We start from the raw sequence: 24,009 nt of genomic DNA, 5'->3' as shown, positions 1-24,009 counted from the left end.
CTATCCCGGATCAATTGGACGGGGTGGTCTCCGCGTCCGCCGGGCTCGGCTGTTCGACCAGCTTGCCGTTCCCGTCGCGCAACAAACGCGGTTCGCGCACGGCAGAGGTTTCGATCAGGTCGAGCGCCTGCTGCGCCCGCTCGTAGCGGCGGGCCTTGGCGATCCAGTCCTTGGCCGATGCTGCGCCGGGCAATTGCTCGACTTCGCCGATCGCCTTGTCCACCCGCCCGCTCTCGAGGAAGAACCGCGCGCGTTCGAGCCGCTTCTGCGGCTGCGGCGACGGCGTCGTCTCGCGGCGGATCACGAACAGGTCGGACAGTTCCTGCTTCACGCGGGTGAAGAACGGTTCGCTCGAGTTGTCTTCCAGCTTGGGGCCGAGCCCCTGCAGCTGCGCGATCAGCACATCGAGCGTGACCGGATTGTGCGAGAACTCGATGATCGTCTGCACCGAATTGGGTTTGGCGTCGCCGAAGCGCAGTTTGAGCTGCTCTTCGAGGTAGCCGAGCGGTGCGCCGCGTTCGAGCGCGCGGCGGGTGGCGAACGCGATCAGCAGGCCTTCCGCGCGCGCGGCATTGCCGGCGGCTGCCTGCGCCTGGAGGTCGAGCTTGGTGATGCGCTGCTCGGCCGCGGCCAGCCGCTGGTCGATCCCGCCTTGCTGTTCGGCAACCTGCTGGACTGCCTTGGCGGCGGCCGTCGCGCTGGCATCGGGTGTCGGAGCGGCGCTGGGCGAGGCCGCAGGAGACGGTCCGGTCAGCTTTTGCGGCACAGCGGCGTCGGCAGTGGGCGAAGGCGGAGTGAAATCAATATCCGCGCTGCTTCCGCTGTTGCTCGGCGGATGGATATATCCCTTCCACGCAAGATACCCCGCCAGCGATGCACCCAGCGCGAACGCGGCGAGCACGGCGATGATGACCGGCTTCAACGAGCCGCCACTGCGACCTTCTGACGAAAACGCGTTCATTACCTTCCGTTCTGCGGACCCGGATATGCCTTTGCGGCCTCGAAGTTTGCGAATCAATGGCAGATGTCGGCGAGCATGGCCAGTAAAGCCGCATCATCGGTTTGTGGAGCGACCTGCACGCTCTTCCACCCTTCGCCAGCGCACTCGGCGATACGTGGCGCAAGCGCGGCCAATGCGATCGAACCGCGCGCGAGGCCGACGCGCTCGCATTCGGCGGCGAGCCGGCGGGCAGCCGCGCCCGAATGCAGAAGCGCAACCGCATCGCCGCTCGAGAGGATCTCGACCGCATTGTCCTCCAGCGGCAACGGAGCCGCGCGATAGACCACTTTTTCCGAGGTCGTGATGCCTGCTGGAGGTGTCAGGGTGACGCGTTCCGCCCCTGCCAGCCGAAGCAATCGGAGCGGTGCAGAGAGACCGTCCAGCACTTGCTGCAACCCGCCCGAGCCGACGCTCGACACTTCAAATCCAGCATCGTGGGCCGCCTGCGCAGTGCGTTTTCCGACGGCGTGCACGGGCAGTGCCCTCAGCTGCTCCAACCCCTGTCCACCGTGCCGGAACACGTTGGCGCTGCCCACCAGCAGCGCATCGAATTCGGCGGGATCGGGCAAGTCCCACGCGACCGGCTCGATCTCGAACAGCGGCGAGCCGATCGCCTCGAGACCAGCCGTCCGTGCTGCCGACAGCGTTTCGGATAGCCCGGGCTCGGGGCGCAAGACCACGACCTTTCGGCTCATGGCGCGCCGGTGAAGAGCGACCTGACTGCCGGGCCCGACCGGGCGAGCAGATCGACAGCCAGTGCCTTTGGTCCTGCCAGGTCGTCGGGCGCGAAGCGCGCTTCGCCGATAACCCGCTCAGCCCCGTCGGCGCTGAAGATCGCTGCGCGCATCGCCAGTTCATTGCCGTCCGCTTCGGTCAACACCGCGACCGGGCTGTGGCATGTTCCGCCGAGCCCCTCGAGCAAGGCGCGCTCGGCAAGCACCGCCGCGTGGCTGGGCGCGTGATCGATCGCGGCCAGCCATGCGCGCGCCTGAGCATCGCTGGCACGGCATTCGATCCCGATCGCCCCCTGCGCCGGGGCGGGGAGCCACTCATCCACTTCAAGCGGATGACCCGATGCGCTCTCGCCCAGCCGCGCGAGGCCCGCAGCGGCGAGCAGGGTCACGTCTGCTTCGCCTTGCGCGAGCTTGGCCATCCGGGTCGCGACGTTCCCGCGAAACGACACGATAGTGCAATCGGGCCGCGCGTGGAGCATCTGCGCGGCACGGCGCGGGGCGCTCGTGCCCACGCGGGCACCTTGCGGGATCGCGGCAAGGCTCTCGGCCCCGACCAGCACGTCGCGCACATCGGCGCGCGGCAGGATTGCAGCGATGACGAGAAAATCGGGGCGCAGCGTCTCGACGTCCTTCATCGAATGCACTGCCGCGTCGATCCGGCCATCGTGGAGCCACTCGTCGAGTTCCTTGGTCCACAGCGCCTTGCCGCCGATTTCGGCGAGCGGCCGGTCCTGCACCTTGTCGCCGCTGGCGACCACCGGGACCAGTTCGACCGCCGATTCGTCCCACCCGTGCACCTTGCACAGCCTTGCACGTGCCTCGTGCGCCTGCGCCAGAGCGAGCGGCGAACGGCGCGTTCCAAGGCGCAACTTCGGATGGGGACGGACCGTGTCGTTCATGGGCTGGCGCTTGCCCTACCCAAGCAAAGGACTAAGTGGAAGCGGGATGGGCGTGGTCCTGGGAATCGAATCGAGCTGCGACGAGACGGCGGCAGCGCTGGTCGCAAGCGACCGGCGTATCCTGGCGCAGCGAATCGCGAGCCAGGACGAGGCGCACGCGCCCTATGGCGGAGTGGTTCCGGAGATTGCCGCGCGCGCGCACGCAGAGCGGCTTGCCCCGATGATCGAAGCGGTTTTCGACGAAGCGGGGATTGCGCTCACCGATCTCGACGCAATCGCCGCCACCGCCGGGCCGGGCCTCATCGGCGGGGTGATGGTCGGGCTGGTCAGCGCCAAGGCGCTGGCGATGGCCGCCGACGTGCCGCTGATGGCGCTCAACCACCTCGAAGGACACGCTTTGAGCCCGCGGCTAGCCGATCCCGCGCTCGAATTCCCCTACGCGCTGCTGCTCGTTTCCGGCGGGCATTGCCAGGTGCTGCGGGTCGATGGCGTCGGCCGATACCGCCGGTTCGCCACCACGATCGACGATGCGCTGGGCGAAGCGTTCGACAAGACCGCCAAGATTCTCGGCCTCGGTTTCCCGGGCGGCCCGGCGGTGGAAAAGCTGGCCAAGGAAGGCGATTGCGCGGCTATCCCCCTGCCCCGCCCGCTCGTCGGAAGCGGAGAGCCACATTTCTCGTTCGCCGGTCTCAAGAGCGCAGTCCTGCGCGCGCACGAAAGCGGGCAATATGCCGCCGCCGATATCGCCGCGAGTTTCCAGCAAGCCGCGATCGACTGTGTCACCGATCGGCTTGGCATCGCGCTCGATGCGATGGGACCGGTCACCGCGCTGGTCGTGGCTGGCGGCGTAGCGGCAAACGCGTCGATGCGCGCGGCCCTGCAGGCGCTGGCCGACGATCGCGGGCTGCCGTTCACCGCCCCGCCACCTGCGTTGTGCACAGACAACGCCGCGATGATTGCATGGGCCGGATGCGAACGATTGGCGAGCGGACAAAGCGATCCGCTCGATGTCGCCGCACGTCCGCGCTGGCCGCTCGACCCGGAGGCCGAGCCCGTCCGCGGTGCCGGAGTGAAGGGATGAGTGCGGTGAGGCAAATCGGCGTGCTCGGCGCGGGCGCATGGGGCACGGCGCTTGCGCAGATGCTCGCCAGCGACGGGCGCGATGTGCTGGTCTGGGCGTTCGAGACGGATCTGGTTTCGGAAATCAACACGCAGCACACCAACAGCCTCTATCTGCCAAGCGCGCGGCTTGCCGAGAGCATCCATGCAACCAGCGATCTCGGTGATTTTGCGGCGCTCGACACTGTGCTGGCCGTCACGCCAGCGCAGCACCTCGGCACCGTCCTGTCTTCGATGCCGGCAACCCCGCGCGATCTCGTGCTGTGCAGCAAGGGGATCGAGGCAAACAGCGGGCGGTTGATGAACGAAGTTGCCACTGAGGCGAAACCGGGCAGCGCGATTGCGATCCTGTCGGGCCCGACATTTGCGCACGAAGTCGCCGCCGGATTGCCGACAGCTGTCACGCTCGCGTGTTCGGGCAGCGAGGAACAGTGGGAACGCTTGGCACCGCAAATCGCCCGTCCAGCGTTTCGCCCTTACTATTCGGACGACGTGGTCGGTGCGGAAATCGGCGGCGCGGTCAAGAACGTGCTGGCGATCGCGTGCGGCGTGGTCGACGGCCTGAAGTTGGGCCAGAACGCGCGCGCCGCGCTGATCGCGCGCGGCTATGCCGAAATGGTCCGCTTCGGCGATGCATTGGGTGCCGAGCGCGAGACGCTCGCCGGACTGTGCGGGCTTGGCGACCTGGTGCTGACGTGCTCGTCTACTTCGAGCCGCAATTTCAGCCTCGGCAAGGCACTGGGCGAAGGACAGGACCCCGCAGCCTTGATGGTCGACCGCAAGACCGTGGCCGAAGGGGCGCACACCGCGCCGGTGCTGATCGAGCTGGCCGCGCGCCACGGAATCTCGATGCCGATCGCTACGGCCGTCGACCGCTTGCTCAAGGGAGCACCGACCCGCGAAGTGGTCTCCGCCCTGTTGTCCCGCCCGCTGACTGCGGAAACGCCTGCGTGACCGATCCCGCATCGCACTCCGACATGGCCACGCTCGCGCAAGGTGGGCGGACCAACTTCTTCGGTTTCCTGCTGCGGCTCGCTGCGCGGCTACCGTTCATTTTTATCGCCGGACGGCTCTATGGAGCCGAAAAGCTCGGTGTCTTTGCCTCGGCACTGGTCGTTGCCGAACTGGCGGCCATGATGTGCTCGCTGGGCGAAAAGCGCGGGCTGGCGCAGCGGCTGTCCGACAGCGACGCCGATCAGACCCACCTCGTGTTCGACGGGTTGCTGATCGCACTGGTCCTGTCGAGCGTTGCAGCCGCGTTCTTCTGGTTCGTCCCCTTCCCCCTGTTCCCGAGCGGCGACGCGACATGGCTCGACCGCATGGTGGTGCTGGCCATTCCCGCCTTCGCGCTGACCGAGATCGTGCTGGCAGCGCAGGCCTATCGCTACGACATCGCGACCACGGTGCGCGCGCGAGCGGTCGTCGAGCCCTGGACGATCTCGATTCTCGCCGGAGTGCTGTGGTTCGTGAGCCCGCAATCGGGGTTGATCCTCGCCTACGTCGCATCGGTCTATGCGGGACTGGCGACCGGTCTGGTGGCGTTTATCCGGACCTATGGCCTGCCGCACGGCTGGCACCCCAACCCGCGCGACATGGTCCGTCTGGCTACGCGAGCGCTTCCGCTCGCCACCGCCGACGCGATCGAATGGGGCACCCGGCGGATCGACCTGTTCATCCTCGGCCTGTTCGCCGCGCCGCAAGCGGTCGGCATCTACTACGGCGCGCAGCAGGTCGCTTCGCTGCCGCAAAAGCTCAAGACCAGCTTCGAGCCGATCCTCGGCCCGGTGATTACCCGCAACCTCAAGCACAAGAACTATGGCGCGATCGCGCGGCAGGTCTGCCAGGTGGGCTTCTGGATCACTGCCGCGCAAGCCGGCATTGCCCTTGCACTGGGCATCCCCGGCGAAGGGGTAATGGGCCTGTTTGGCCCGACTTTCGTCGGCGGGACAGGCGCGCTGGCTTTCCTCCTCGCCGCCGAAGTGGTGGCGGCAACGGCGGTCGTATCGGAAGCAGCGCTGATTTACGTCGCGCGGGCGCGCAACCTGTCGATCTCGGTCCTCACGATCGTGCTGCAGGCGATGCTGACGGTGTTTGCAATGCTGCTGGTCGATCGATTGGGCCTCAATGACAATTTCAAGGCTGCAGGGGCCGCGCTTTCGTTGATGCTCGCGCTCGGTCTCGCATCACTGGTCAAGAGCCGGGTGCTTGCCCGGATCCTCCAGGAACCGATCAACAACTGGCGCTGGGCGCTGGTCTATGCCGCAGCCCCTGCCGCAGCAGTCGGGTGGCTGTTCACCCGCCTTCCCGAATGGACCGAGTTGGCGTTCGGCATCCCGGCCATTCTTGGGGTATACGGATGGGTGATCTGGCAATTCGGGTTCGGGCCGGAAGACCGGGTGCTGTTTCGTCGCAAGCTCGAACCGGCAGAACCCGAGGCTGACAGGAGTGACGATAAATGACTCAAGTGCTGGCCGAGAACTGGCTGCTGGCGGTGGTGGCGCTGGTCATCGCGCTGGTGGTGGCCTGGTGGGTGTTCATGGCCACCCGCCGGACCCGCGTCGAGACGGACCGGCGCGATACCCTCGATGAAGGCGCTGCACCGGCTGCGCGCAACCAGGCGCTGATCGACGCAGCCCCTGCCGCGCACAAGGACCCAGTGCCGATCCCGCCCGCTGCGCCCGAAGGGCTCGCCGGAGTGGGGGCAGCGATCGCCGCTGCGGTCGAAGATGCACAGCTCGAAGCCGACGAAGCGGCCCATGCGCACGAACCTGCCGCTGAAGCGACCGCTGCCGTTGCCGCGGACGACCTGACGATGATCAAGGGGCTTGGCCCGAAGCTGGCAACGCTGCTCGGAGAATTGGGCGTGACCCGGTTCGCGCAGATCGCTGCGTGGGACGATGCCGAGATCGACCGCATCGATGCGCAGCTCGGCCGCTTCGAAGGCCGTATCCGGCGCGACGGCTGGGTCGAACAGGCACAAATGCTCGCGGACGGCGATATCGAGGCGTTCCGCGCTCGCTTCGGCGCCACCTGACGGGAACCCCGCCCGATCTCGCGCGTTAACGGGTCGCATAAAGGAAGACCGTTCGCAGGAGTATCAGATGACCCAACCGTGTGTGCTCGTTGCCGAAGACGAACTGATCGTCGGCGTGGACCTGTGCAACACGGTCGAAGAAGCGGGTTTCAAGGTCGAAGGCCCGTTCGTGTCGCTCCAGTCGGCGCGCGCCTCGATCGCCCAGCACAAGCCGGACCTCGCGATCCTCGACGTGCGACTGCAGGACGGCGAATCATATGCGCTAGCAGAAGACCTGATCGCGGCCGACGTCCCGGTGATTTTCCATTCCGGGCAGGTCTCGCCTGCCGAAGTATCCGCGCGCTATCCGCAAGCGATTGCGTGTTCCAAGCCGTGCCCGCCGAACCGCATCATCTCGATCATGCACGAGGTGCTCCAGCACGCACCGGCCTGACCGGCCCACCCTGACAATTGACCAGCCGCTCGCGCGATTTGCGCGTTCCCTGCTTGCGCCGGGTTCCTTTGCCGTGCCAAAGGCCGCGCCATGACACCGTTCAACTGGGAAGACCCGTTCGCACTCGATGGGCAATTGACAGAAGACGAACGCATGATCCGCGACGCGGCACATGCCTTCGCGCAATCCGAACTCCAGCCGCGCGTGATCGAAGCGTTCGAACAGGAGCTCGATGCCCCCGAACTGTTCCCGCTGATGGGCCAGGCGGGGTTGCTCGGTGCGACCGTGCCCGAGGAATATGGCGGCGCGGGTGCGAGCTACGTGGCTTACGGGCTGATCGCGCGCGAGATCGAGCGGGTCGATTCTGGCTATCGCTCGATGGCCTCGGTCCAGTCGAGCCTCGTGATGTATCCGATCCATGCATACGGCTCGGAAGAGCAGAAGCGCAAATACTTGCCCGGCCTCGCCAGCGGCAAGCTGATCGGCTGCTTCGGCCTGACCGAGCCGGACGCCGGCTCCGATCCCGGATCGATGAAGACGATCGCGAAGAAGGACGGCGACGGATACGTCATTTCCGGTTCGAAGACGTGGATCTCCAACGCCCCGTTCGCCGATGTGTTCGTCGTCTGGGCCAAGAGCGAAGCGCACGGCGGCGGCATTCGCGGGTTCATCCTCGAAAAGGGGATGCCGGGTCTGTCCGCGCCCAAGATCGGCCACAAGCTCAGCTTGCGCGCCAGCACCACCGGGATGATCGTGATGGACGAGGTCAAGCTGCCCGCCGACGCGCTGCTGCCCGAGGTCCAGGGGCTAAAGGGGCCGTTCGGCTGCCTCAACCGCGCGCGCTACGGCATCAGCTGGGGCGCGATGGGCGCGGCGGAGTTCTGCCTTGCCGCCGCGCGCCAGTACGGCCTCGATCGCAAGCAATTCGGCGTGCCGCTGGCTTCGAAACAGATCTACCAGCTCAAGCTCGCCAACATGACCAGCGAGATCGCGCTGGGCCTGCAGTCATCGCTGCGCGTCGGGCGGCTGATGGACGAGCACGCGTTCGCGCCGGAGATGATCAGCATCGTCAAGCGCAACAATGTCGGCAAGGCGCTCGATATCGCGCGGATGGCGCGCGACATGCACGGCGGCAACGGCATTTCGGGCGAGTACCAGGTGATCCGCCACATGGTGAACCTCGAGACGGTCAACACCTACGAAGGCACGCACGACGTCCACGCGCTGATCCTCGGGAGAGCGATCACGGGCATCGCAGCCTTCTGACACGCGCTATGCAAGAGCGGGTTGGTTTCATTTGAAACCATTGCTAAGGGAGAGGACATGAAGCTCCACGCCTACTTCCGCAGCTCGACCAGCTATCGCCTGCGGATCGCGCTCAACCTTAAAGGGCTCGACTACGAAGTCGTGCCGGTGAACCTGCTCCAGTCGGAGCAGAAGGGCGAAGCGTTCCGCGCGCGCAATCCGTTCGGCGGGGTGCCGATGCTCGAAGCCGACGGGCGCGACCGGGCGCAATCGATGGCGATCCTCGAATGGCTCGACGAAGCCTATCCCGACCGGCCGCTGCTGCCTTCCGAAGTCGAGGATCGTTTCACCGCGCGCGAACTGGCATACGCCATCGCCACCGAACTGCACGCCCCGCTCAACCTGCCGGTGCTGCAATATCTCAAGAACGAATACGGGCGGGACCAGGACGCGATCACTGCGTGGTACCTGCACTGGCTGGCGAAGACGCTGGTGCCGGTCGAAACCCGGCTGGAACAGCTGGGCACCGGCGATTTCCTGTTCGACGCGCCCGGCTTCTTCGAAGTCGTGCTGCTGCCACAAGTCTATAATGCTCGCCGCTTCGGGTTCGATTTCTCGGCGATGCCGCGGATCGAAGCGATCGAGCAGGCCTGCCTTGCGCGGCCTGAATTCGCGCGTGCGCACCCAGCCAACCAGCCCGACACTCCCCCAGAAACCTAAGCCGGAGACAAGACGTCATGAAACTCGCATCGCTCAAGCACGGACGCGACGGGAAGCTGGTGGTCGTCTCGAAAGACGTGACCCGCTACTGCGCGGCAGACAACATCGCTCCGACCATGCAGCACGCGCTCGACAACTGGGCGCAGCTCGCTCCGCAGCTCGAAGCGCTCTATCGCGACGTCGAACACCAGACCGTGCCGTGCGAACGGTTCCACGAGCATGACGCGGCCAGCCCGCTCCCCCGCGCCTACCAGTGGGCTGACGGATCGGCGTATATCAACCACGTCGAGCTGGTGCGGCAGGCACGCGGTGCGGAAGTGCCCGAAAGTTTCTACCACGACCCGCTGATGTACCAGGGCGGCAGCGACGGCTTCCTCAATCCGCGCGATCCGATCCCGCTGAAAGACTCCGCGTGGGGTTGCGACATGGAAGGCGAGATCGCCTGTATCGTCGACGACGTGCCGATGGGCGTTTCGGCCGAGGATGCCGCCGGGCACATCAAGCTGCTGATGCTGGTCAACGACGTGTCGCTGCGCGGCCTCATTCCCGGGGAACTCGCCAAGGGCTTCGGGTTCTTCCAGTCAAAACCCGCGAGCGCATTTTCACCCGTTGCTGTGACACCCGACGAACTGGGCGATGCGTGGAAAGGCAGCGTGATCGACCTGCCGCTGCTGGTCGATTACAACGGCGCACCGTTCGGCCGCGCCAATGCCGCGCAGGAAGCAACCTTCAACCTCGCCCAGCTCGTCGCCCATGCAGCCAAGACCCGCAACCTTACCGCCGGCTCAATCGTCGGCTCCGGCACGGTCAGCAACAAGGGTGCCGATGGCGGCCCGGGCAAGCCGGTGGCCGAAGGCGGCGCGGGCTATTCGTGCATCGCCGAAATCCGCATGATCGAGACGATCCGCGACGGAAAGCCGAGCACACCGTTCATGTCTCCCGGCGATACCGTGGCGATCGAGATGCGCGACGAACACGGCCATTCGATCTTCGGCAAGATCGAGCAGGAAGTCGTCGCCGCCTGACGGGCTTGCGCTCGACCCGTTTCGAACACATGGTATCTTCCAAACAACAGGGAGAGCCATGATGTCCGATCCGTTCGATCTCACCGGCAAAGTCGCTATCGTTACCGGGTCCTCGCGCGGGATCGGCCGAGCAATTGCCGAACGGCTCGCGCAGCGCGGCGCGAAAGTCGTCATCTCGAGCCGGAACCAGGACACCTGCGAGGAAGTCGCCAGCGCGATCAACGCCGAATGCGGCGAAGGCAGCGCGATCGCCATTGCCGCCAGCATTTCGTCGAAGGAAGCACTCGCATCGCTGGTCGAGAAGACCCACGGTGCCTTCGGCCCGATCGACATCCTCGTGTGCAATGCCGCCTCGAACCCGCACTACGGTTCGCTCGATACCATCGACGACGGGGTGTTCCAGAAGACGCTTTCGAACAACATCATCTCGAACCATTGGCTGATCCAGCTCGCGCTGCCCGACATGCGCGCAAAGGGCGACGGAGCAATCGTGGTAATCAGTTCGATCGGCGCGCTTCGCGGCACCCCGATTCTCGGCGCATATGCCATCACCAAGGCGGCCGACATCCAGCTGGTGCGCAACTACGCGGTCGAGAACGGCAAGCACGGCATCCGCGTCAACGGCATCGCGCCAGGGCTGGTGAAGACCGAATTCGCCCGTGCCCTCTACGAGAACCCCGAGGCGGAAAAGGCCGCGATCGCGCGCACCCCGATGGGCCGGCTGGGCGAGCCCGACGACATCGCCGGCATGGCGGTGTTCCTGTGCAGCCCTGCGGCAAGCTGGATGACCGGGCAAACGGTGGTGGTCGACGGCGGCTCGACCGTCTGATCTTGAGGCTTTTCGGAAAACGGGTATGGTCGATTCGCTGAGGCGCGACAAAGCGTCCATGCGGGAGAGACATCAATGGCGTGGGATTTCGAGACCGATCCCGAATTCCAGGCGAAACTCGACTGGATGGAAAGCTTCGTAGAGGACAAGGTCGAACCGCTCGGCCATCTCGGCATCCACCCCTACGACGTGACCAACGAGCGGCGCAATGCGCTGGTTCGCCCGCTGCAGCAAGAAGTGAAGGACCAGGGCCTGTGGGCCTGCCACCTGGGCCCCGAGCTCGGCGGGCAGGGTTATGGCCAGGTCAAGCTCGGCCTGATGAACGAAATTCTCGGCGGGGCGACGTTCGCGCCGATCGTGTTCGGATGCCAGGCGCCCGACACCGGCAACGCCGAGATCATCGCGCACTACGGCACTCCCGAACAGAAGGAACGGTATCTCCAGCCGCTGCTCGAAAACGAGATCGTCTCGGCGTTCTCGATGACCGAGCCGCAAGGCGGATCGGACCCGACCAACTTCGTCACCCGCGCCGAGCTCGACGGCAACCACTGGAAGATCAACGGCGAGAAGTGGTTTTCGACCAACGGCAAGTTCGCCGACTTCCTGATCGTGATGGCGGTCACCGACCCTGACGCACCGCGGCACCAGCGCATGAGCATGTTCATCGTGCCGGTCGATACGCCGGGGGTCGAAATCGCCCGCAACGTCGGGGTCTATGGCCAGCAGCGCGAAGGGGCGGAAAGCTATATCCGCTACACCAACGTGCGGGTTCCCGCCGATCACCTGCTCGGCGAACAGGGCAGTGCTTTCGCGATTTCGCAGACCCGCCTCGGCGGTGGCCGCGTCCACCACGCAATGCGGACGGTCGGCAATTGCAAGAAGTTGCTCGACAGGATGAGCCGCCGCGCGGTGAGCCGCGAGACCCGCACCGGCACGCTCGCCGATTTCCAGGGCGTGCAGTTCGACATCGCCGACAGCTACATCGAGCTCGAACAGTTCAAGCTTTTCGTGCTCAAGACCGCGTGGGCAATCGACAAGTACCAGGACTATCGCAAGGTCCGAAAGGACATCGCCGCGATCAAGGCGCTGACGCCGAAGATCTACCACGACATCGCCAGTCGCTGCATCCACATCCACGGCTCGCTCGGCGTGTCGAACGAAATGCCGTTCGTCGGCAGCCTGATCGCATCGATGGTGATGGGCATCGCCGACGGTCCGACAGAGGTCCACAAGGTCACTGTCGCGAAGCAGCACTTGCGCGCCTATCGCGACGTGAAGGACCCGGTGTTTCCCGACTACTCGCTGCTCAACCGACGCGCGCAGGCAATCGAGCTCTACGGTGATCCGGTAGAGGACATTGCTGCCTTGGCGGAGGCCGACGCTTGACCGTATCTGCATCGCAGGCACCGCCGATCGGAGTCGGCACGAAGGCCGCGTATGGCTTCGGCGCAGTAGCAGTCGGGATCAAGAACGCGGCGTTCTCGGCCTACCTGCTGCTCTACTACAATCAGGTCATCGGGGTGCCCGCGGCGATCGTATCGGCCGCCGTGGCGCTGACCCTGCTGGTCGATGCCGTTGTCGATCCACTGATCGGCCGCTGGTCGGACCGGACGCGCAGCCGCTGGGGGCGCCGCCACCCGTTTGTCTTCGGGTCCGCCCTCCCCACCGCGTTTTTCTTCGCACTCACATGGTTTCCCCCGGCGGGCATGAGCCACTTGCAAAGCGGGCTGTGGATCTTCGCGGTCGCATCGCTCACCCGCATTTCGATCAGCATGTTCGAAATCCCAGCATCGGCGATGAACCCGGAGCTGACCAGCGACTATAACGAGCGCACCAGGCTGTTTTCGCTGCGCTACATGTTCGGTTACCTTGGCAATTTCGGGTTCACCGCGTTCAGCCTGGCGTTCTTCTTCGTCGCAACCGCCGATTATCCGCAAGGCCAGCTCAACCCTGCCGGCTATACCCGCTTCGCAATCGCGGGCGCGCTGATTATCCTGATCGCCATTCTCACATTCGGTTTCGGGACCGCCAATCGGATCCCGCACATGCGCCAGGTCGATGGCGATTCGGGCAAGATGTCGCTTTCCGCGCACGTGAGCGAGATGTTCGAGGCATTCCGCCACCGGGCGTTCCTCGCGGTGTTCGGATTTGGGGTCTTCAAGTACAGCGCGATCGGGCTCTACAGCGCGGTGACGCTGTATATCGGAACTTACGTGTTCAAGCTGACATCGCCGCAACTGGCGCTGCTGACGTTCGATTCGCTGATCGCGGCGGTGATCGCCGCTCCGCTCGCGCCGATGGTTTCGCGGCGCATGGGCAAGCGCAACACCTCGATCATCATGGCGCTGGGCGGAGTATCGCTGGGTACTTCGTCACTGGTTCTCACCTATTTCGGGCTGTTCTTCCCTCCGGGGCACCCTGCCCTCGTCCCGACTTTGTTCGTGATCGGCGCAGTTTACGGTTCGATGGTCGCGATCTCGCTGATCAACACCAGTTCGATGATCGCCGACATCGTCGAGGACCACGCAGTGAAGACCGGCAAGCACACCGCAGGTGTCTTTTTCTCGGCACACAGCTTCATGCAGCAAGCTTCAGCGGCGATGGGTATCTTTTCCGCCGGCATGGTGCTCGAATGGTCAGGATTCCCGCACAAGGTCGATCCGGCCCAAGTAACCCATGCGATGACGCAAAGCCTGCTGGCACATTATGTGCCCACTTCGCTGGCCTTGTGGACCATTGGCGGCCTGCTTTTGTTGTTCTACCCTATCACGGAAGCAATGCACCGCGAGAACGTAGCCCGCCTGCGCGCGCTGGAAGCAGAGGCGCTCGAACAGATCGAGCGCGATGGAACATTCGGCGCCCCAGTGCGCTGACAAAACGAGGAGAGAAGACATGGCGACCCTGGCCGAACCGCAAGATGCAACCACCGACGACGCGTTTCGCGAGGAAGTGCGCGCGTTCATCGCTGCGAACTTCGCCGACGAACTCAAGGGCAACAACAACGCCCTCGCGTCGGTCGAAGGGCCGACCAATGAAACCCCGGCACAGAAAGCATGGCGCGAAGCGGTGGGCGAGCGCGGCTGGGGCACGCCGACTTGGCCCAGGGAATACGGCGGCGGCGGGCTGACCCGCAAGCAGGCGAAGATCCTCAATGAAGAGCTCGCCAAGGCCAACGCATGGAACCCGATCGGCGGCATGGGCGTGATGATGTTCGGCCCGACCCTGCTCGAATACGGCAGCGAGGAGCAGAAGCACGAACATATCCCGCCGATCTGTCGCGGTGAAATCCGCTGGTGCCAGGGATACTCCGAGCCCAACGCCGGCTCCGACCTCGCCAACCTGCAGACTTTCGCCGAAGACAAGGGCGATCACTACGTGGTCAACGGCCAGAAGACCTGGACCAGCGGCGGCCAGTGGGCGGACAAGTGCTTCTGCCTCGTGCGGACCGACCGCAGCGACAAGCACAATGGCATCAGCTTCCTGCTGATCGACATGACCAGCCCCGGCGTAGAAGTACGCCCGATCCGCATGATCAGCGGCCTCAGCCCGTTCTGCGAAACCTTCTTCACCGACGTGAAGGTGCCCAAGAAGAACCTCGTGGGCGCGGAAGGCCAGGGCTGGACGATCGGTAAGCGCCTGCTCCAGCACGAGCGCACCAACATCTCCGGCGGCGGCTCGATGGCACGGATGATGGGCCCCACGGTGAGCGATATCGCCCGCAAGTATGGCGAGCTCGATGCCGACGGAAAGCTCGCCGACCCGGTCCTGCGCGATAGGATCGCCGACTACGAAATCCGCTGGAACACCTTCCTGCTCACCGCGCGACGCGCGGCGGAGGAATCGAAAGCCTCGGGCGGCGTGTCCGAAATCAGCTCAGTGCTCAAGAAGCTCGGCACCAAGCTCGGCCAGGAGCGTGCCGAGCTGACGATCGAGATCATGGGTCTGCAGGGCCTTGGCTGGGAAGGCGAAGGGTTCACCGAAGCAGAGCTCGCAGGCGTGCGCGGCTGGCTGTTCGGAAAGGCCTTCACGATCTACGGCGGCTCGACCGAGATTCAGAACAACATCATCGCCAAGCGCGTGCTTGGTATGCTCGATCACCAGTAAGGGGGAGGCGCGACAATGGCCGTTCTCAACGAAGAACAGGAAATGCTGCGCGACATGGCGCGCGAGTGGGCAACCAACGAAAGCCCGGTCACCGAATTCCGCAAGATGCGCGACAGCCACCCGGACGAGCGTTATCTCGCCGATGCGTGGTCGGCGATGGCCGGAATGGGCTGGGCCGGGATCATCGTGCCCGAAGCCTACGGCGGCAGCGACTTTGGCTGGATGTCCGTCGGACTCGTGGTCGAGGAACTGGGCAAGACGCTCGCGGCGAGCCCGCTGATCGCGACCACGCTGGCTGCAAGCGCGATCGTGCTGGGCGGCAGCGACGAGCAGAAGGCCAAGTGGCTCCCGGCGCTCGCTTCGGGCGAAAAGGTCGGCACGCTGGCGATCGATGAAGGCGCCCACCATGCGCCCGGCAAGATCGCCACGACCGTTTCAGGCGGCAAGCTCAGCGGGACCAAGGCGTTCGTCCACGAGGCGCACGGAGCGGACCTGTTCGTGGTCGCCGCAGCCGACGGGCTCTACGTGGTCGAAAAGGGCGACGGGGTCGCCCTCTCGCGGCGTGAGCTGACCGACCAGCGCAGCCATGCACAAGTGACCTTCGACGGCGCGGCGGCGGAAAGGCTTGCCGATGGCGGTGACAGCCTGCTCGACGACGTGCTCGACCGGGCGCGGATCCTGACATCGTGCGAGATGCTCGGCATGGCGCAGCAGGTGTTCGACGTCTCGCTCGACTACCTGAAACAGCGCGTCCAGTTCAACCAGGTGTTGGCGACCTTCCAGGCGCTGCAGCACCGCATGGCCGACCTGTTCGCCGACCTTGCGACAATGCGCTCGGCGGTGGAAGCCGGGCTGGAAGCGCTCGACAGCGGTTTCGGCGTGGCGCGCGCGGCGGCGATCGCCAAAGCGACCGCCAACGACGTGCTCCACCGGATGAGCCGCGAAGGCATCCAGCTCCACGGCGGGATCGGGATGACCGACGAATACGATGTCGGCTTCTATCTCAAGCGCGCCCGTGTCCTGGAAGCAAGCTGGGGATCGAGCAGCCAGATGCGCGATCGCTTCGCCTCGCTTTCAGGCTACTGATCAAACGCTCGCGATTCGGTTTTCGGGAATCGGGTCCGGTTCCGAGCCCGAAACCGTGGCATTTTGGCCAGAGCCGGAGGAAATCGACAAAATTTGCCCCCCGATTTGCAGGATCGGGGTTGACTTGAGAGCGTAACAAACGTCCACTTTCGAGGAATGGGTATCCCGATGGACGCGGGGCCCATCACAGACATAGACATTGGGACAGGAGAGGGAACCAATGACCAAATCGACACTTCGCCGCTCGTGCGCGGGCCTTGCAATCGCCGTCGGCCTGTTCGGAGCCAGCAACGCTTTCGCTCAGGACTCCACTGACTCGACAACCCAGGCAAACGCCACGACCGAGCCGGCGAACAAGGCCGGCGAGGAAATCGTCGTGACCGGCACCTTGATCCGCGGCACTCCCGAAGACGCCGCGCTGCCAGTCGACGTCACCACGGCGGACGATCTGACCAAGAAGGGCATCACGTCACCGCTCGATTTCATCAAGGACCTGCCTTCGGTCGGATCGGTGCTGGGCGACACCAACCAGTTCTCCGCGACCGCGCAGGCCTACCAGGGTGCCGGCTCGATCAACTTGCGCGGCCTCGGCCCGACCCGCACGCTGGTGCTGCTCAACGGCAAGCGTACGATCCTGTCGCCGGGTGACGGGTTCGCCGACACCAACCTCATCCCGATGTTCGCGCTCCAGCGGGTCGAAATCCTCAAGGACGGCGCGGCAGCGACCTATGGCTCCGACGCGATCGCGGGTGTGGCGAACTTCATCACCCGCAAGAACTTCACAGGCCTCGAAGTGTCGGGCGACTGGACCTTTATCAAGGGTTCGGGCGGGAACCACAACGCGAGCGTTCTGTGGGGTCACAACTTCGGCGACGTCAACATCATGATCGGCGGCGGATGGCAGCACCGCTCCGAACTGGCGACGACCGATCGCAGCTATACTTCTCAGAGCTATGACGTGAATGCGTCAGGTTATTCCGCGCTCGCGACGCCTGGCCTGTTCGGTGTGTTTTATGGCAGCACCTATCCGGCCTTCAAGTACGCACCTGACAAGGGCTGTAACGACCTCGGCGGGTACCAGACAGGGGTGGTCTGTCGCTTCACTTACATTCCTTACGACAACATCACCGAGGAAGAGGACCGCTACCAGGTCTATGCCCAGGCCGAAGCCGACCTGAGCGATACCGTCCAATGGCACGCCAGCGCGCTGTGGGCCAAGACCGACCTGCCCAGCCTGAACTATTCGCCGGCTTTCCCGCCGACTCAGGGCCCGAAGGGCTCGGGTTATGTTGCGGCGTTCTCGGTTTCTCCGAACAACCCCGCCGTCCCGGCATTCCTGACAAGCCAGGGCTTGCCGCAAAGTTCGACGGCCGACCCGATCCTCGCGATCGCTGCGCTCTACTGGCGACCGTTTGGCTTCACCGGCAACCCGACCGATCCGCGCGGTGCGGGCACCGGTGCGGCGCATGACAACGCTTGGCGCGTAACCAACGGCTTTACGGTCGAACTCAACGACAAGCTGACCCTGGACATCGACGGGACATACTGGCGGCACTGGCGCGAATTCTATGCCCCCGGCGTCATCGGGTCGCGCATGCAGGCTGCGCTCAACGGTCTGGGCGGACCGAACTGCGGCGGGACCACCCCGGGTTCGGGCGGCTGCCTGTGGTTCAACCCGTTCACTTCTGCTTCGCCCACCAATCCGGCAAACGGAGCGTTGAACCCGTATTACGTACCTGGCCTCGAAAACTCGCCCGAACTGGTGAACTGGGTCCAAGTGCCCAACGGCACGTTCCAGCGCGAAGAGCAATACGTGCTCGATGCCGTCCTGAGCGGCGGCACCGGCTTCGAATTGCCGGGCGGCGAGGTGCAATTCGCGCTCGGCGCGCAGTACCGCAAGAACAAGTACACCAGTACGCCGATCAACAAGGAATCGAACCTCGACGTCAATCCCTGCTTCATCGAAGGGGATACGAGCTGCGTCGGTACGGCCACCGACGGTGTTGGTCCGTTCATCTTCCTTGGCGGCACCCGTCCGGTGAACCAGTCGCAAAAGGTCTGGGCGGTGTTCGCGGAACTCCAGCTGCCGATCCTCGACAATCTCGAGCTCGATGGCGCGATCCGATTCGAGGATTATGGCCAACCGATCGGTTCGACGATCAATCCCAAGGCATCGCTGCGCTTCCAGGCGACCGATTTCCTGACCTTCCGCGGATCGATCGGCACGACCTTCCGCGGGCCGCTAGCCGGCAATGTCGATCCGAACTACGTCACTGCGCTGCAGGGCCTCACTGCAGCGGGCGGCAACTACAAGTCGGTCGATATCTACGGCAACCCGAACCTCAAGCCGGAAACCGCGCTGGCCTACAACCTCGGTGTCGTCCTCGAGACCGGCGGACTGACCGCAAGCGTCGACTACTGGTCGTTTGACTTCAAGGACCAGATCACGCTGACCCCGGCTGACGCGATCGCCAGCTCTGTGGTCCCAGGCTCTGACGGTAAGGGATTCGCCAACTGCTCGGCACCTCTGGTCAGCCTGATTACGTTCTCAGGCAATACGTGCGACGCCACGACCACCGGCCTCGATATTGCTCGTGTCCATACGGAATGGGTCAACGGGCCCAAGGTCAAGATCCACGGCATCGACTTTGCCGTCAATTACGACATCGACACGAACTTCGGTCGGGTTTCGGTCGGCGGCAACGCGTCGCTCAACCTCAAGTACGAAACCGATGCCTTCTATATTCCGGGTATTACGGACCCTGTGTCGCCGAAGTACGACGCCGTCGGATACGGCAACTACTTCCGCGATCCGGGCACTCTGCCGCGGTGGCGTGCCAACGGTTACGTCAACCTCAACAGTGGTGGCCTCAACCTGCGGTATTCGCTCACCTACATCTCCAGTGTGTTTGACGAGCGCTGTACGTCCGATCCGTGCTTCGCAATCGCAGATGTCCCTGCTGGCAGCAGCTACGGCAAGAACAGTGGCTCATTCGTCCAGCAGGACCTGATCGCCAACTACACGCTGCCGTTCACCTTTGCCGACGTGCAGATCACCGGCGGGGTGCGCAATATCTTCGACCGGGCACCGGCGCAGGCCTACCTGCCGCTGGGTTACAACCCGTACATCGGCAACGGGATCGGGCGGAACTTCCAGCTCGGCCTGAAGGTCAAGTACTGATCCTTCGGCCTGATCGGTCGAACACAAAGGCCCGGCGTTTCGCGACGCCGGGCCCTTTGCTTGGCCGGTCTACTGCTGGCGCTGCGGCGACAGGTCTCAGTCGATTCCCGGCGGGTCCGACATGAACCCGGCGCACAACGTCCACGCATAGAGCCGGGTGGCGAACGCCGGATCGCCATGTCGCGCGGCCCAGCCGCGCGCTTCGTAAGCGGCGTTGATCGCGGGCATGAAAATCTGGCTGGCGACCAGCGGATCGACCGCCCGCACCGATCCATCGGCGATGCCATCGGCCAGCATCCCGGCAAACCGGTTCGCCAGGCGGTTCGACCGCAGCACGACCCCTGCGCGCGCTTCCCCCGGCAGTGCCTGCAGCGCGGTGGTGCGAAGCAGCGGCATCGGATCGTGGAACTGCAGGTCGATCGCTTCGGCAAGCGCCCCGGCGATGCGTTGCCAGCCGCTTCCGGCAGCCCTGCTTGCCGCGAGCTGGATCGCGGACAGGCGATCGTAGCTGCGGGTAAAGCATTCGCCGACGAGGTCGTCCTTGGCTTCGTGATGGTGGTAGAAGCTGCCCTTGGTCAGGTTGAGCTCGGCAGCGATGCGATTGACCGACGCGCCGCGATAGCCGCGCTGGTTGATGAGCACCGTGGCCGCGCGCATGAACGCATCGAGCGTATCGGCATCATCGCCGCTGCTGGTGCGCCAGGCATTGCGGTCGAGCGCGACCGGTTCCCATTCGCCAGCCCGCGCCGACAGGCCATGCGCGAAAATATCGAAAATCCGACCCTCGATCCTGTCGAAGTCCCGGGTCGAGAAATTGGGCGACCACACCGGCCACCAGAACATCGCCTCGAGCAGGATATGCGCACGCGCGGTATCGAGCGACTTGCGCCAGCCGGACCGTTCGGCTCCGAAGAACCCGCGCACGATCTCCACGATACGCGCATACTGTGCAAGGAGCGGAGCCTGCACGTCTTCGTCCAGGGTGCGGATTTCCGACAGCGCCGTAACCAGCCCGCGTTCACCCGCCCGGACCCGCAAGCGCAGCGCGATATGCGCGTGCAGGAACGCGCGCACCCGTGCGGCGGGATCGGGCATTTCGGCGGCATCGCGCGCGGCTTCTTCCAGCCAGTCGAGCGTCGCCTCGTAAACCGCGCTGACCAGCTTGTCCTTGCGATCGAAATAATAGGTGATGCTGGTCGCGTTGAGGCCGATCGCGCGCGCCAGCTCGGCAAAGGTCGTGCCCTTCACGCCGACGACGTTGATCAGCGTCGAGGCGGCATGGATCACGTCGTCGCGGCGTTGGCCGAACCGGGCGGTCTCGCCGCCGGCGTGCGCGCCCGTCCGCCTTGCCGTTGCCATAGCGTCCCCTACCTCTCCCTGTCGCCTGTCGCTAGGTCGCGAATAGGTCTTTCAAGTCCTTTTTCAGTATCTTGCCATTTGCGTTGCGCGGCAAGGTCTCGTCGCTGAACAACACCCGGACCGGCACCTTGAACTTCGCAAGTCGGGCGGCAACCCATGCCTGGAGCTCGGCCTCGCTTGCGCTGGTGCCGGGAGCAAGGTGGACAACCGCTGCCGGTTCCTCCCCAAGCGTGCGATGCGGGATGCCGATGAGCGCCGCATCGGTTACCGCCGGATGGTCATAGAGGACATTTTCGACTTCGGACGAGTAGATATTCTCGCCCCCGCGCAGGATCATGTCTTTCGCCCGATCGACGATGTAGCAGAACCCTTCCTCGTCGAGCCGCGCGAGGTCGCCGGTGCGCACCCAGCCGTCTACGAAGGTCTCGGCCGTCGCTTCAGGCTTGTTCCAGTATCCCTTCACCACCATCGGCCCGCGTGCCCACAGCTCGCCGACTTCGCCGATGGGCAGTTCGCGCGCCCCATCCTCGCTCATGATCTTGAGATCGGCGACCGCGACCGGCGGCCCGCAGCTGGTCGGCCGGTTGAGGTAATCCTCGCTCGAATGGCTGGTGACCGTTGCCATCGTTTCGGTCATGCCCCAGCCGTTACCGGGCAGCGCACCGAACTCGCTGTAAATCCGGCGGACCAACTCGGGCGCCGAGGGCGCACCGCCGTAGGCAATCGCTTCGATGCTCGAGAGGTCGTAGTTGCCTCGCTCGGGATGCTCGATCAGCTGCCAGGCGATCGTCGGCACCCCGCCGGTGACGTTGACCTTCTCGCGCTCGATGATCTCGAACGCGCGGATCGGATCCCACTTGTGCATGAACACCAGCGTGTTGCCGGCCACCAGGCTGCCCATCAGGTTGGCCGAGCAGGCCGTGACGTGGAACAGCGGGATAACCATCAGGCCGACCTTCTGGACCGGCTGCGGAGGTGTTTCCCCACGCCGCAATGCCGCGCAGGCAGCCGAATAGCCGCTCGACAGGATATTGGTGGCAAGGTTGCGGTGCGTGCCCAGCGCGCCCTTGGGATTGCCGGTCGTGCCGCTGGTGTAGAAGATCGTTGCTTCGTCATCGGGCACGATGTCTGCGTCGGGCAAGTCATCGTCGGGCAGGCCCTTCCAGCTGGGCGGCGCACCGATCACGCTTTCAAGCGCTTCCGCCGGAGCAGCCGGTCCACCGTCGGGAGATCGTGAGACGAGGATGTGTTCGAGCGAAGGAATTTCGGCAAGGTGCGGTGAAATCCGTTCCCACCGTTCGTCATCGCAGATCAGCAACCGGGTGCCCGAATCGGCGAGGCCGTAGGCCAGTTCCGGCCCGGTCCACCACGCATTGAGCGGCACACAGATCGCTCCGAGCGACACTGCGGCGAAAAACGCCACCGGCCATTCGGGCAGGTTGCGCATTGCCAGCGCCACGCGGTCGCCCTTGCGCACCCCGCGCACCTGCAGCTCGCGCGCGAGCTTCGCGACCGCGCGATGGAACGCGTCGTAAGTAACCCGCTCGCTCTCGTAGATCGTGAATTCGCGCTGTCCGTGGCTACGACCCACCGCGAGCAGTACGCGCAGGTTCGCCGGCGCGCTTTTCCATACCCGTGTCGGAACTCCGCGGATCGAAACGGTTTCCATCTCGAACCGCTCGCCCGGCGCGGTCAGTCTCTCACGGCAGTCATCGCGCGAACACGCCGGCCAGCCGTCAGGCAAGCTCCATCCGCTCTCGGCAGAGAGATCGCTCGCCTGGTCGTTCATTGCAGCATCCTCGCGTTCTGTTTGCCGCCGACTCTATCGCCCCGAGCGCTCGGCGCAAGCGACGAATCGCCGAAACGGAACGTGTGGTATGTGCGATTTGCGTTCATTGCTCGCTTGCGCTTGCACCAATTTCGGAATTATCGGTATGGGACTGCGCAGCAACGCGCGATGCACCCGACGTGCACCCAAGCAAGGGAAGGAATTGCCCCACGTGTTCGAGCTGACCGATCCCGCCAAGCTGGGATTCGACCCCGATCGCCTCGCGAGGATCGAGCCGTTCGTCAAGCAAGCCTATATCGACAGCGGACGCTTGCCGATGACCCAGCTGCTGGTCGCGCGCGACGGGACTCCGGCCTACTACAGCAAGCTCGGCACGATGGGCCGCGACCGCGAAGCGTTGCGCGACGACGCGCTGTTCCGGATCGCTTCAATGACCAAGCCGGTCACTTCGATCGCGTTCATGCAACTGGTCGAACGGTGCAAGATCGCGCTCGAGGATCCGGTGACCAAGGTGTTTCCCGAATTCGCGAACCTCAAAGTCTATGCCGGCGGCGGCGGCTCGGTTCCTTTCATGCCCGGGACTCCGGCCCCGCCGATGCGCTTCATCGACCTGATCACCCACATGTCCGGGTTCACTTACGGGCTGCAGAACCGCACCAACATCGATGCGGTCTATCGCGAAACCAATTTCGACTTTGCGCGCCGCCACCTCGACAGCGACGAATTCGTCACCGAGCTGGCCAAGCTGCCGCTCGAATTCGCGCCCGGCGACAGCTGGAACTACTCGGTCTCGACCGACGTGCTCGGCATTGCGGTCGAGCGCATTTCGGGCCAGCGGCTGGGCGACTATTTCGCCGAGCATATCTTCAAACCGCTGGGCATGACAGATTCCGGGTTCGGGATTGCCCCGGACGAGGCCGAGCGGCTGGTCGACGCGTTCCGCTATGTCCCCGGCAAGTCGCCTGAGATGTTCGACGCCGGGTTGACCAGCAGCCTCGCGAAGGAGGGCCGGTTCGACAGCGGCGGCGGCGGTCTCGTCAGCACCCTCGCCGATTACCAGAAGTTCTGCACGATGCTGGTCAACGGCGGTGAGCTGGGCGGCAATCGGATCGTCGGCCCCAAGACGCTGGCACTCATGACTTCGAACCACTTGCCCGGCGGCGCGGACCTGACTGCGCTTTCAAAGAGCATGTTCTCCGAAAGCCAGAATGCCGGGGTCGGCTTCGGGCTTGGCTTTGCGACCGTGATCGAACCGGCGAAAACGCTGATGCCGGGCAGCAAGGGCGAGTTCTATTGGGGCGGCGCCTATTCGACCGCGTTCTTCGTCGATCCGGTCGAGAAGATCACGTGTGTTTTCATGACGCAGGTCTATCCCTCCAGCGTCTATCCGATCCGCCGCCAGCTCAAGACCCTGGTATATTCCGCCGTGGCCGACAGCCGCGCCTGAGGAGC

20 protein-coding genes are annotated in these 24,009 nt (G+C 64.7%); 15 read left to right on the top strand and 5 right to left on the bottom strand.

Going from position 1 to position 24,009, the window contains the following annotated elements; all coding sequences use genetic code 11:
• Nucleotides 1-10: 10 nt before the first annotated feature.
• From CJO11_RS10960 to hemC, 3 genes are read right to left on the bottom strand one after another with little or no spacing between them, the layout of a single operon-like run.
• The gene (locus CJO11_RS10960) at nt 11-961 is read right to left on the bottom strand and encodes a mitofilin family membrane protein (protein ID WP_095012740.1); all 951 of its coding nucleotides are present in this window, start codon (nt 959-961) and stop codon (nt 11-13) included.
• A 53-nt stretch (nt 962-1,014) separates the two neighbouring features.
• The gene (locus tag CJO11_RS10955; protein ID WP_095012739.1) at nt 1,015-1,695 is read right to left on the bottom strand and encodes a uroporphyrinogen-III synthase; all 681 of its coding nucleotides are present in this window, start codon (nt 1,693-1,695) and stop codon (nt 1,015-1,017) included.
• The gene (gene hemC, locus CJO11_RS10950) at nt 1,692-2,633 is read right to left on the bottom strand and encodes a hydroxymethylbilane synthase (protein WP_095012738.1); all 942 of its coding nucleotides are present in this window, start codon (nt 2,631-2,633) and stop codon (nt 1,692-1,694) included. Before hemC ends, CJO11_RS10955 begins: the two co-directional genes overlap by 4 nt.
• Nucleotides 2,634-2,679: 46 nt before the next feature.
• Here hemC and tsaD point away from each other — a divergent pair, with 46 nt between their 5' ends.
• From tsaD to CJO11_RS10880, 14 genes are all read left to right on the top strand, one after another.
• Nucleotides 2,680-3,714, top strand: a complete 1,035-nt coding sequence (gene tsaD / locus CJO11_RS10945; protein ID WP_095012737.1) for a tRNA (adenosine(37)-N6)-threonylcarbamoyltransferase complex transferase subunit TsaD — start codon at nt 2,680-2,682, stop codon at nt 3,712-3,714.
• Nucleotides 3,711-4,706 (top strand): NAD(P)H-dependent glycerol-3-phosphate dehydrogenase, encoded by a 996-nt coding sequence (locus CJO11_RS10940; protein ID WP_095012736.1) that lies wholly within the window; start codon nt 3,711-3,713, stop codon nt 4,704-4,706. Before tsaD ends, CJO11_RS10940 begins: the two co-directional genes overlap by 4 nt.
• 23 nt (nt 4,707-4,729) lie before the next feature.
• Nucleotides 4,730-6,211 carry a lipopolysaccharide biosynthesis protein gene (locus CJO11_RS10935; protein ID WP_095012735.1) on the top strand — a complete coding sequence of 494 codons (1,482 nt, stop codon included), beginning with the start codon at nt 4,730-4,732 and terminating at the stop codon, nt 6,209-6,211.
• Nucleotides 6,208-6,786, top strand: coding sequence for a hypothetical protein (locus CJO11_RS10930; RefSeq protein ID WP_095012734.1), 579 nt, complete (start codon nt 6,208-6,210; stop codon nt 6,784-6,786). The genes CJO11_RS10935 and CJO11_RS10930 overlap by 4 nt, the downstream gene beginning before the upstream one ends.
• Before the next feature lie 67 nt (nt 6,787-6,853).
• Nucleotides 6,854-7,219 (top strand): response regulator, encoded by a 366-nt coding sequence (locus CJO11_RS10925; RefSeq protein ID WP_240504472.1) that lies wholly within the window; start codon nt 6,854-6,856, stop codon nt 7,217-7,219.
• Between the two features lie 90 nt (nt 7,220-7,309).
• A complete protein-coding gene (locus CJO11_RS10920) occupies nt 7,310-8,485 on the top strand; it encodes an acyl-CoA dehydrogenase (protein ID WP_095012732.1) in 1,176 nt (391 codons plus the stop codon).
• 57 nt (nt 8,486-8,542) lie between these two features.
• Nucleotides 8,543-9,184 carry a maleylacetoacetate isomerase gene (gene maiA, locus CJO11_RS10915; protein WP_095012731.1) on the top strand — a complete coding sequence of 214 codons (642 nt, stop codon included), beginning with the start codon at nt 8,543-8,545 and terminating at the stop codon, nt 9,182-9,184.
• 17 nt (nt 9,185-9,201) lie between these two features.
• Nucleotides 9,202-10,209, top strand: coding sequence for a fumarylacetoacetate hydrolase family protein (locus tag CJO11_RS10910; RefSeq protein WP_095012730.1), 1,008 nt, complete (start codon nt 9,202-9,204; stop codon nt 10,207-10,209).
• A 58-nt stretch (nt 10,210-10,267) separates the two neighbouring features.
• Nucleotides 10,268-11,038 carry an SDR family NAD(P)-dependent oxidoreductase gene (locus CJO11_RS10905; protein ID WP_205651067.1) on the top strand — a complete coding sequence of 257 codons (771 nt, stop codon included), beginning with the start codon at nt 10,268-10,270 and terminating at the stop codon, nt 11,036-11,038.
• A gap of 75 nt (nt 11,039-11,113) precedes the next feature.
• Nucleotides 11,114-12,424 carry an acyl-CoA dehydrogenase family protein gene (locus CJO11_RS10900; RefSeq protein ID WP_095012729.1) on the top strand — a complete coding sequence of 437 codons (1,311 nt, stop codon included), beginning with the start codon at nt 11,114-11,116 and terminating at the stop codon, nt 12,422-12,424.
• Nucleotides 12,421-13,911, top strand: a complete 1,491-nt coding sequence (locus CJO11_RS10895; RefSeq protein ID WP_095012728.1) for an MFS transporter — start codon at nt 12,421-12,423, stop codon at nt 13,909-13,911. The genes CJO11_RS10900 and CJO11_RS10895 overlap by 4 nt, the downstream gene beginning before the upstream one ends.
• Nucleotides 13,912-13,930: 19 nt before the next feature.
• On the top strand, nt 13,931-15,142 hold the full coding sequence (locus CJO11_RS10890; protein WP_095012727.1) for an acyl-CoA dehydrogenase family protein: 1,212 nt from the start codon (nt 13,931-13,933) through the stop codon (nt 15,140-15,142).
• A gap of 15 nt (nt 15,143-15,157) precedes the next feature.
• The gene (locus CJO11_RS10885; protein WP_095012726.1) at nt 15,158-16,228 is read left to right on the top strand and encodes an acyl-CoA dehydrogenase family protein; all 1,071 of its coding nucleotides are present in this window, start codon (nt 15,158-15,160) and stop codon (nt 16,226-16,228) included.
• A 220-nt stretch (nt 16,229-16,448) separates the two neighbouring features.
• The gene (locus CJO11_RS10880) at nt 16,449-19,409 is read left to right on the top strand and encodes a TonB-dependent receptor (RefSeq protein ID WP_095012725.1); all 2,961 of its coding nucleotides are present in this window, start codon (nt 16,449-16,451) and stop codon (nt 19,407-19,409) included.
• A 96-nt stretch (nt 19,410-19,505) separates the two neighbouring features.
• Here CJO11_RS10880 and CJO11_RS10875 read toward each other — a convergent pair whose 3' ends face one another.
• Together CJO11_RS10875 and CJO11_RS10870 are read right to left on the bottom strand one after the other, a co-directional pair.
• Nucleotides 19,506-20,768, bottom strand: coding sequence for a TetR/AcrR family transcriptional regulator (locus tag CJO11_RS10875; RefSeq protein WP_095012724.1), 1,263 nt, complete (start codon nt 20,766-20,768; stop codon nt 19,506-19,508).
• 31 nt (nt 20,769-20,799) lie between these two features.
• Complete coding sequence (locus tag CJO11_RS10870) at nt 20,800-22,557, bottom strand: class I adenylate-forming enzyme family protein (protein WP_095012723.1); 1,758 nt, start codon at nt 22,555-22,557, stop codon at nt 20,800-20,802.
• A gap of 211 nt (nt 22,558-22,768) precedes the next feature.
• On the opposite strand from CJO11_RS10870, the gene CJO11_RS10865 reads away from it, so the two are divergent.
• The gene (locus CJO11_RS10865) at nt 22,769-24,004 is read left to right on the top strand and encodes a serine hydrolase domain-containing protein (protein ID WP_420823138.1); all 1,236 of its coding nucleotides are present in this window, start codon (nt 22,769-22,771) and stop codon (nt 24,002-24,004) included.
• Nucleotides 24,005-24,009 lie beyond the last annotated feature (5 nt).

Source organism: Tsuneonella mangrovi (assembly GCF_002269345.1).
Taxonomy (GTDB): Bacteria; Pseudomonadota; Alphaproteobacteria; order Sphingomonadales; family Sphingomonadaceae; genus Tsuneonella; species Tsuneonella mangrovi.
The sequence above is the reverse complement of the archived record's forward strand: the minus strand, read 5'-3'. Positions and strand labels throughout refer to the sequence as shown.

Bases quoted from the DNA above. Each gene is read 5' to 3' on its own strand.
- CJO11_RS10960 (WP_095012740.1), bottom strand. From the start codon at position 961: ATGAACGCGTTTTCGTCAGAAGGTCGCAGTGGCGGCTCGTTGAAGCCG.
- CJO11_RS10955 (WP_095012739.1), bottom strand. From the start codon at position 1,695: ATGAGCCGAAAGGTCGTGGTCTTGCGCCCCGAGCCCGGGCTATCCGAA.
- hemC (WP_095012738.1), bottom strand. From the start codon at position 2,633: ATGAACGACACGGTCCGTCCCCATCCGAAGTTGCGCCTTGGAACGCGC.
- tsaD (WP_095012737.1), top strand. From the start codon at position 2,680: ATGGGCGTGGTCCTGGGAATCGAATCGAGCTGCGACGAGACGGCGGCA.
- CJO11_RS10940 (WP_095012736.1), top strand. From the start codon at position 3,711: ATGAGTGCGGTGAGGCAAATCGGCGTGCTCGGCGCGGGCGCATGGGGC.
- CJO11_RS10935 (WP_095012735.1), top strand. From the start codon at position 4,730: ATGGCCACGCTCGCGCAAGGTGGGCGGACCAACTTCTTCGGTTTCCTG.
- CJO11_RS10930 (WP_095012734.1), top strand. From the start codon at position 6,208: ATGACTCAAGTGCTGGCCGAGAACTGGCTGCTGGCGGTGGTGGCGCTG.
- CJO11_RS10925 (WP_240504472.1), top strand. From the start codon at position 6,854: ATGACCCAACCGTGTGTGCTCGTTGCCGAAGACGAACTGATCGTCGGC.
- CJO11_RS10920 (WP_095012732.1), top strand. From the start codon at position 7,310: ATGACACCGTTCAACTGGGAAGACCCGTTCGCACTCGATGGGCAATTG.
- maiA (WP_095012731.1), top strand. From the start codon at position 8,543: ATGAAGCTCCACGCCTACTTCCGCAGCTCGACCAGCTATCGCCTGCGG.
- CJO11_RS10910 (WP_095012730.1), top strand. From the start codon at position 9,202: ATGAAACTCGCATCGCTCAAGCACGGACGCGACGGGAAGCTGGTGGTC.
- CJO11_RS10905 (WP_205651067.1), top strand. From the start codon at position 10,268: ATGATGTCCGATCCGTTCGATCTCACCGGCAAAGTCGCTATCGTTACC.
- CJO11_RS10900 (WP_095012729.1), top strand. From the start codon at position 11,114: ATGGCGTGGGATTTCGAGACCGATCCCGAATTCCAGGCGAAACTCGAC.
- CJO11_RS10890 (WP_095012727.1), top strand. From the start codon at position 13,931: ATGGCGACCCTGGCCGAACCGCAAGATGCAACCACCGACGACGCGTTT.
- CJO11_RS10885 (WP_095012726.1), top strand. From the start codon at position 15,158: ATGGCCGTTCTCAACGAAGAACAGGAAATGCTGCGCGACATGGCGCGC.
- CJO11_RS10880 (WP_095012725.1), top strand. From the start codon at position 16,449: ATGACCAAATCGACACTTCGCCGCTCGTGCGCGGGCCTTGCAATCGCC.
- CJO11_RS10875 (WP_095012724.1), bottom strand. From the start codon at position 20,768: ATGGCAACGGCAAGGCGGACGGGCGCGCACGCCGGCGGCGAGACCGCC.
- CJO11_RS10870 (WP_095012723.1), bottom strand. From the start codon at position 22,557: ATGAACGACCAGGCGAGCGATCTCTCTGCCGAGAGCGGATGGAGCTTG.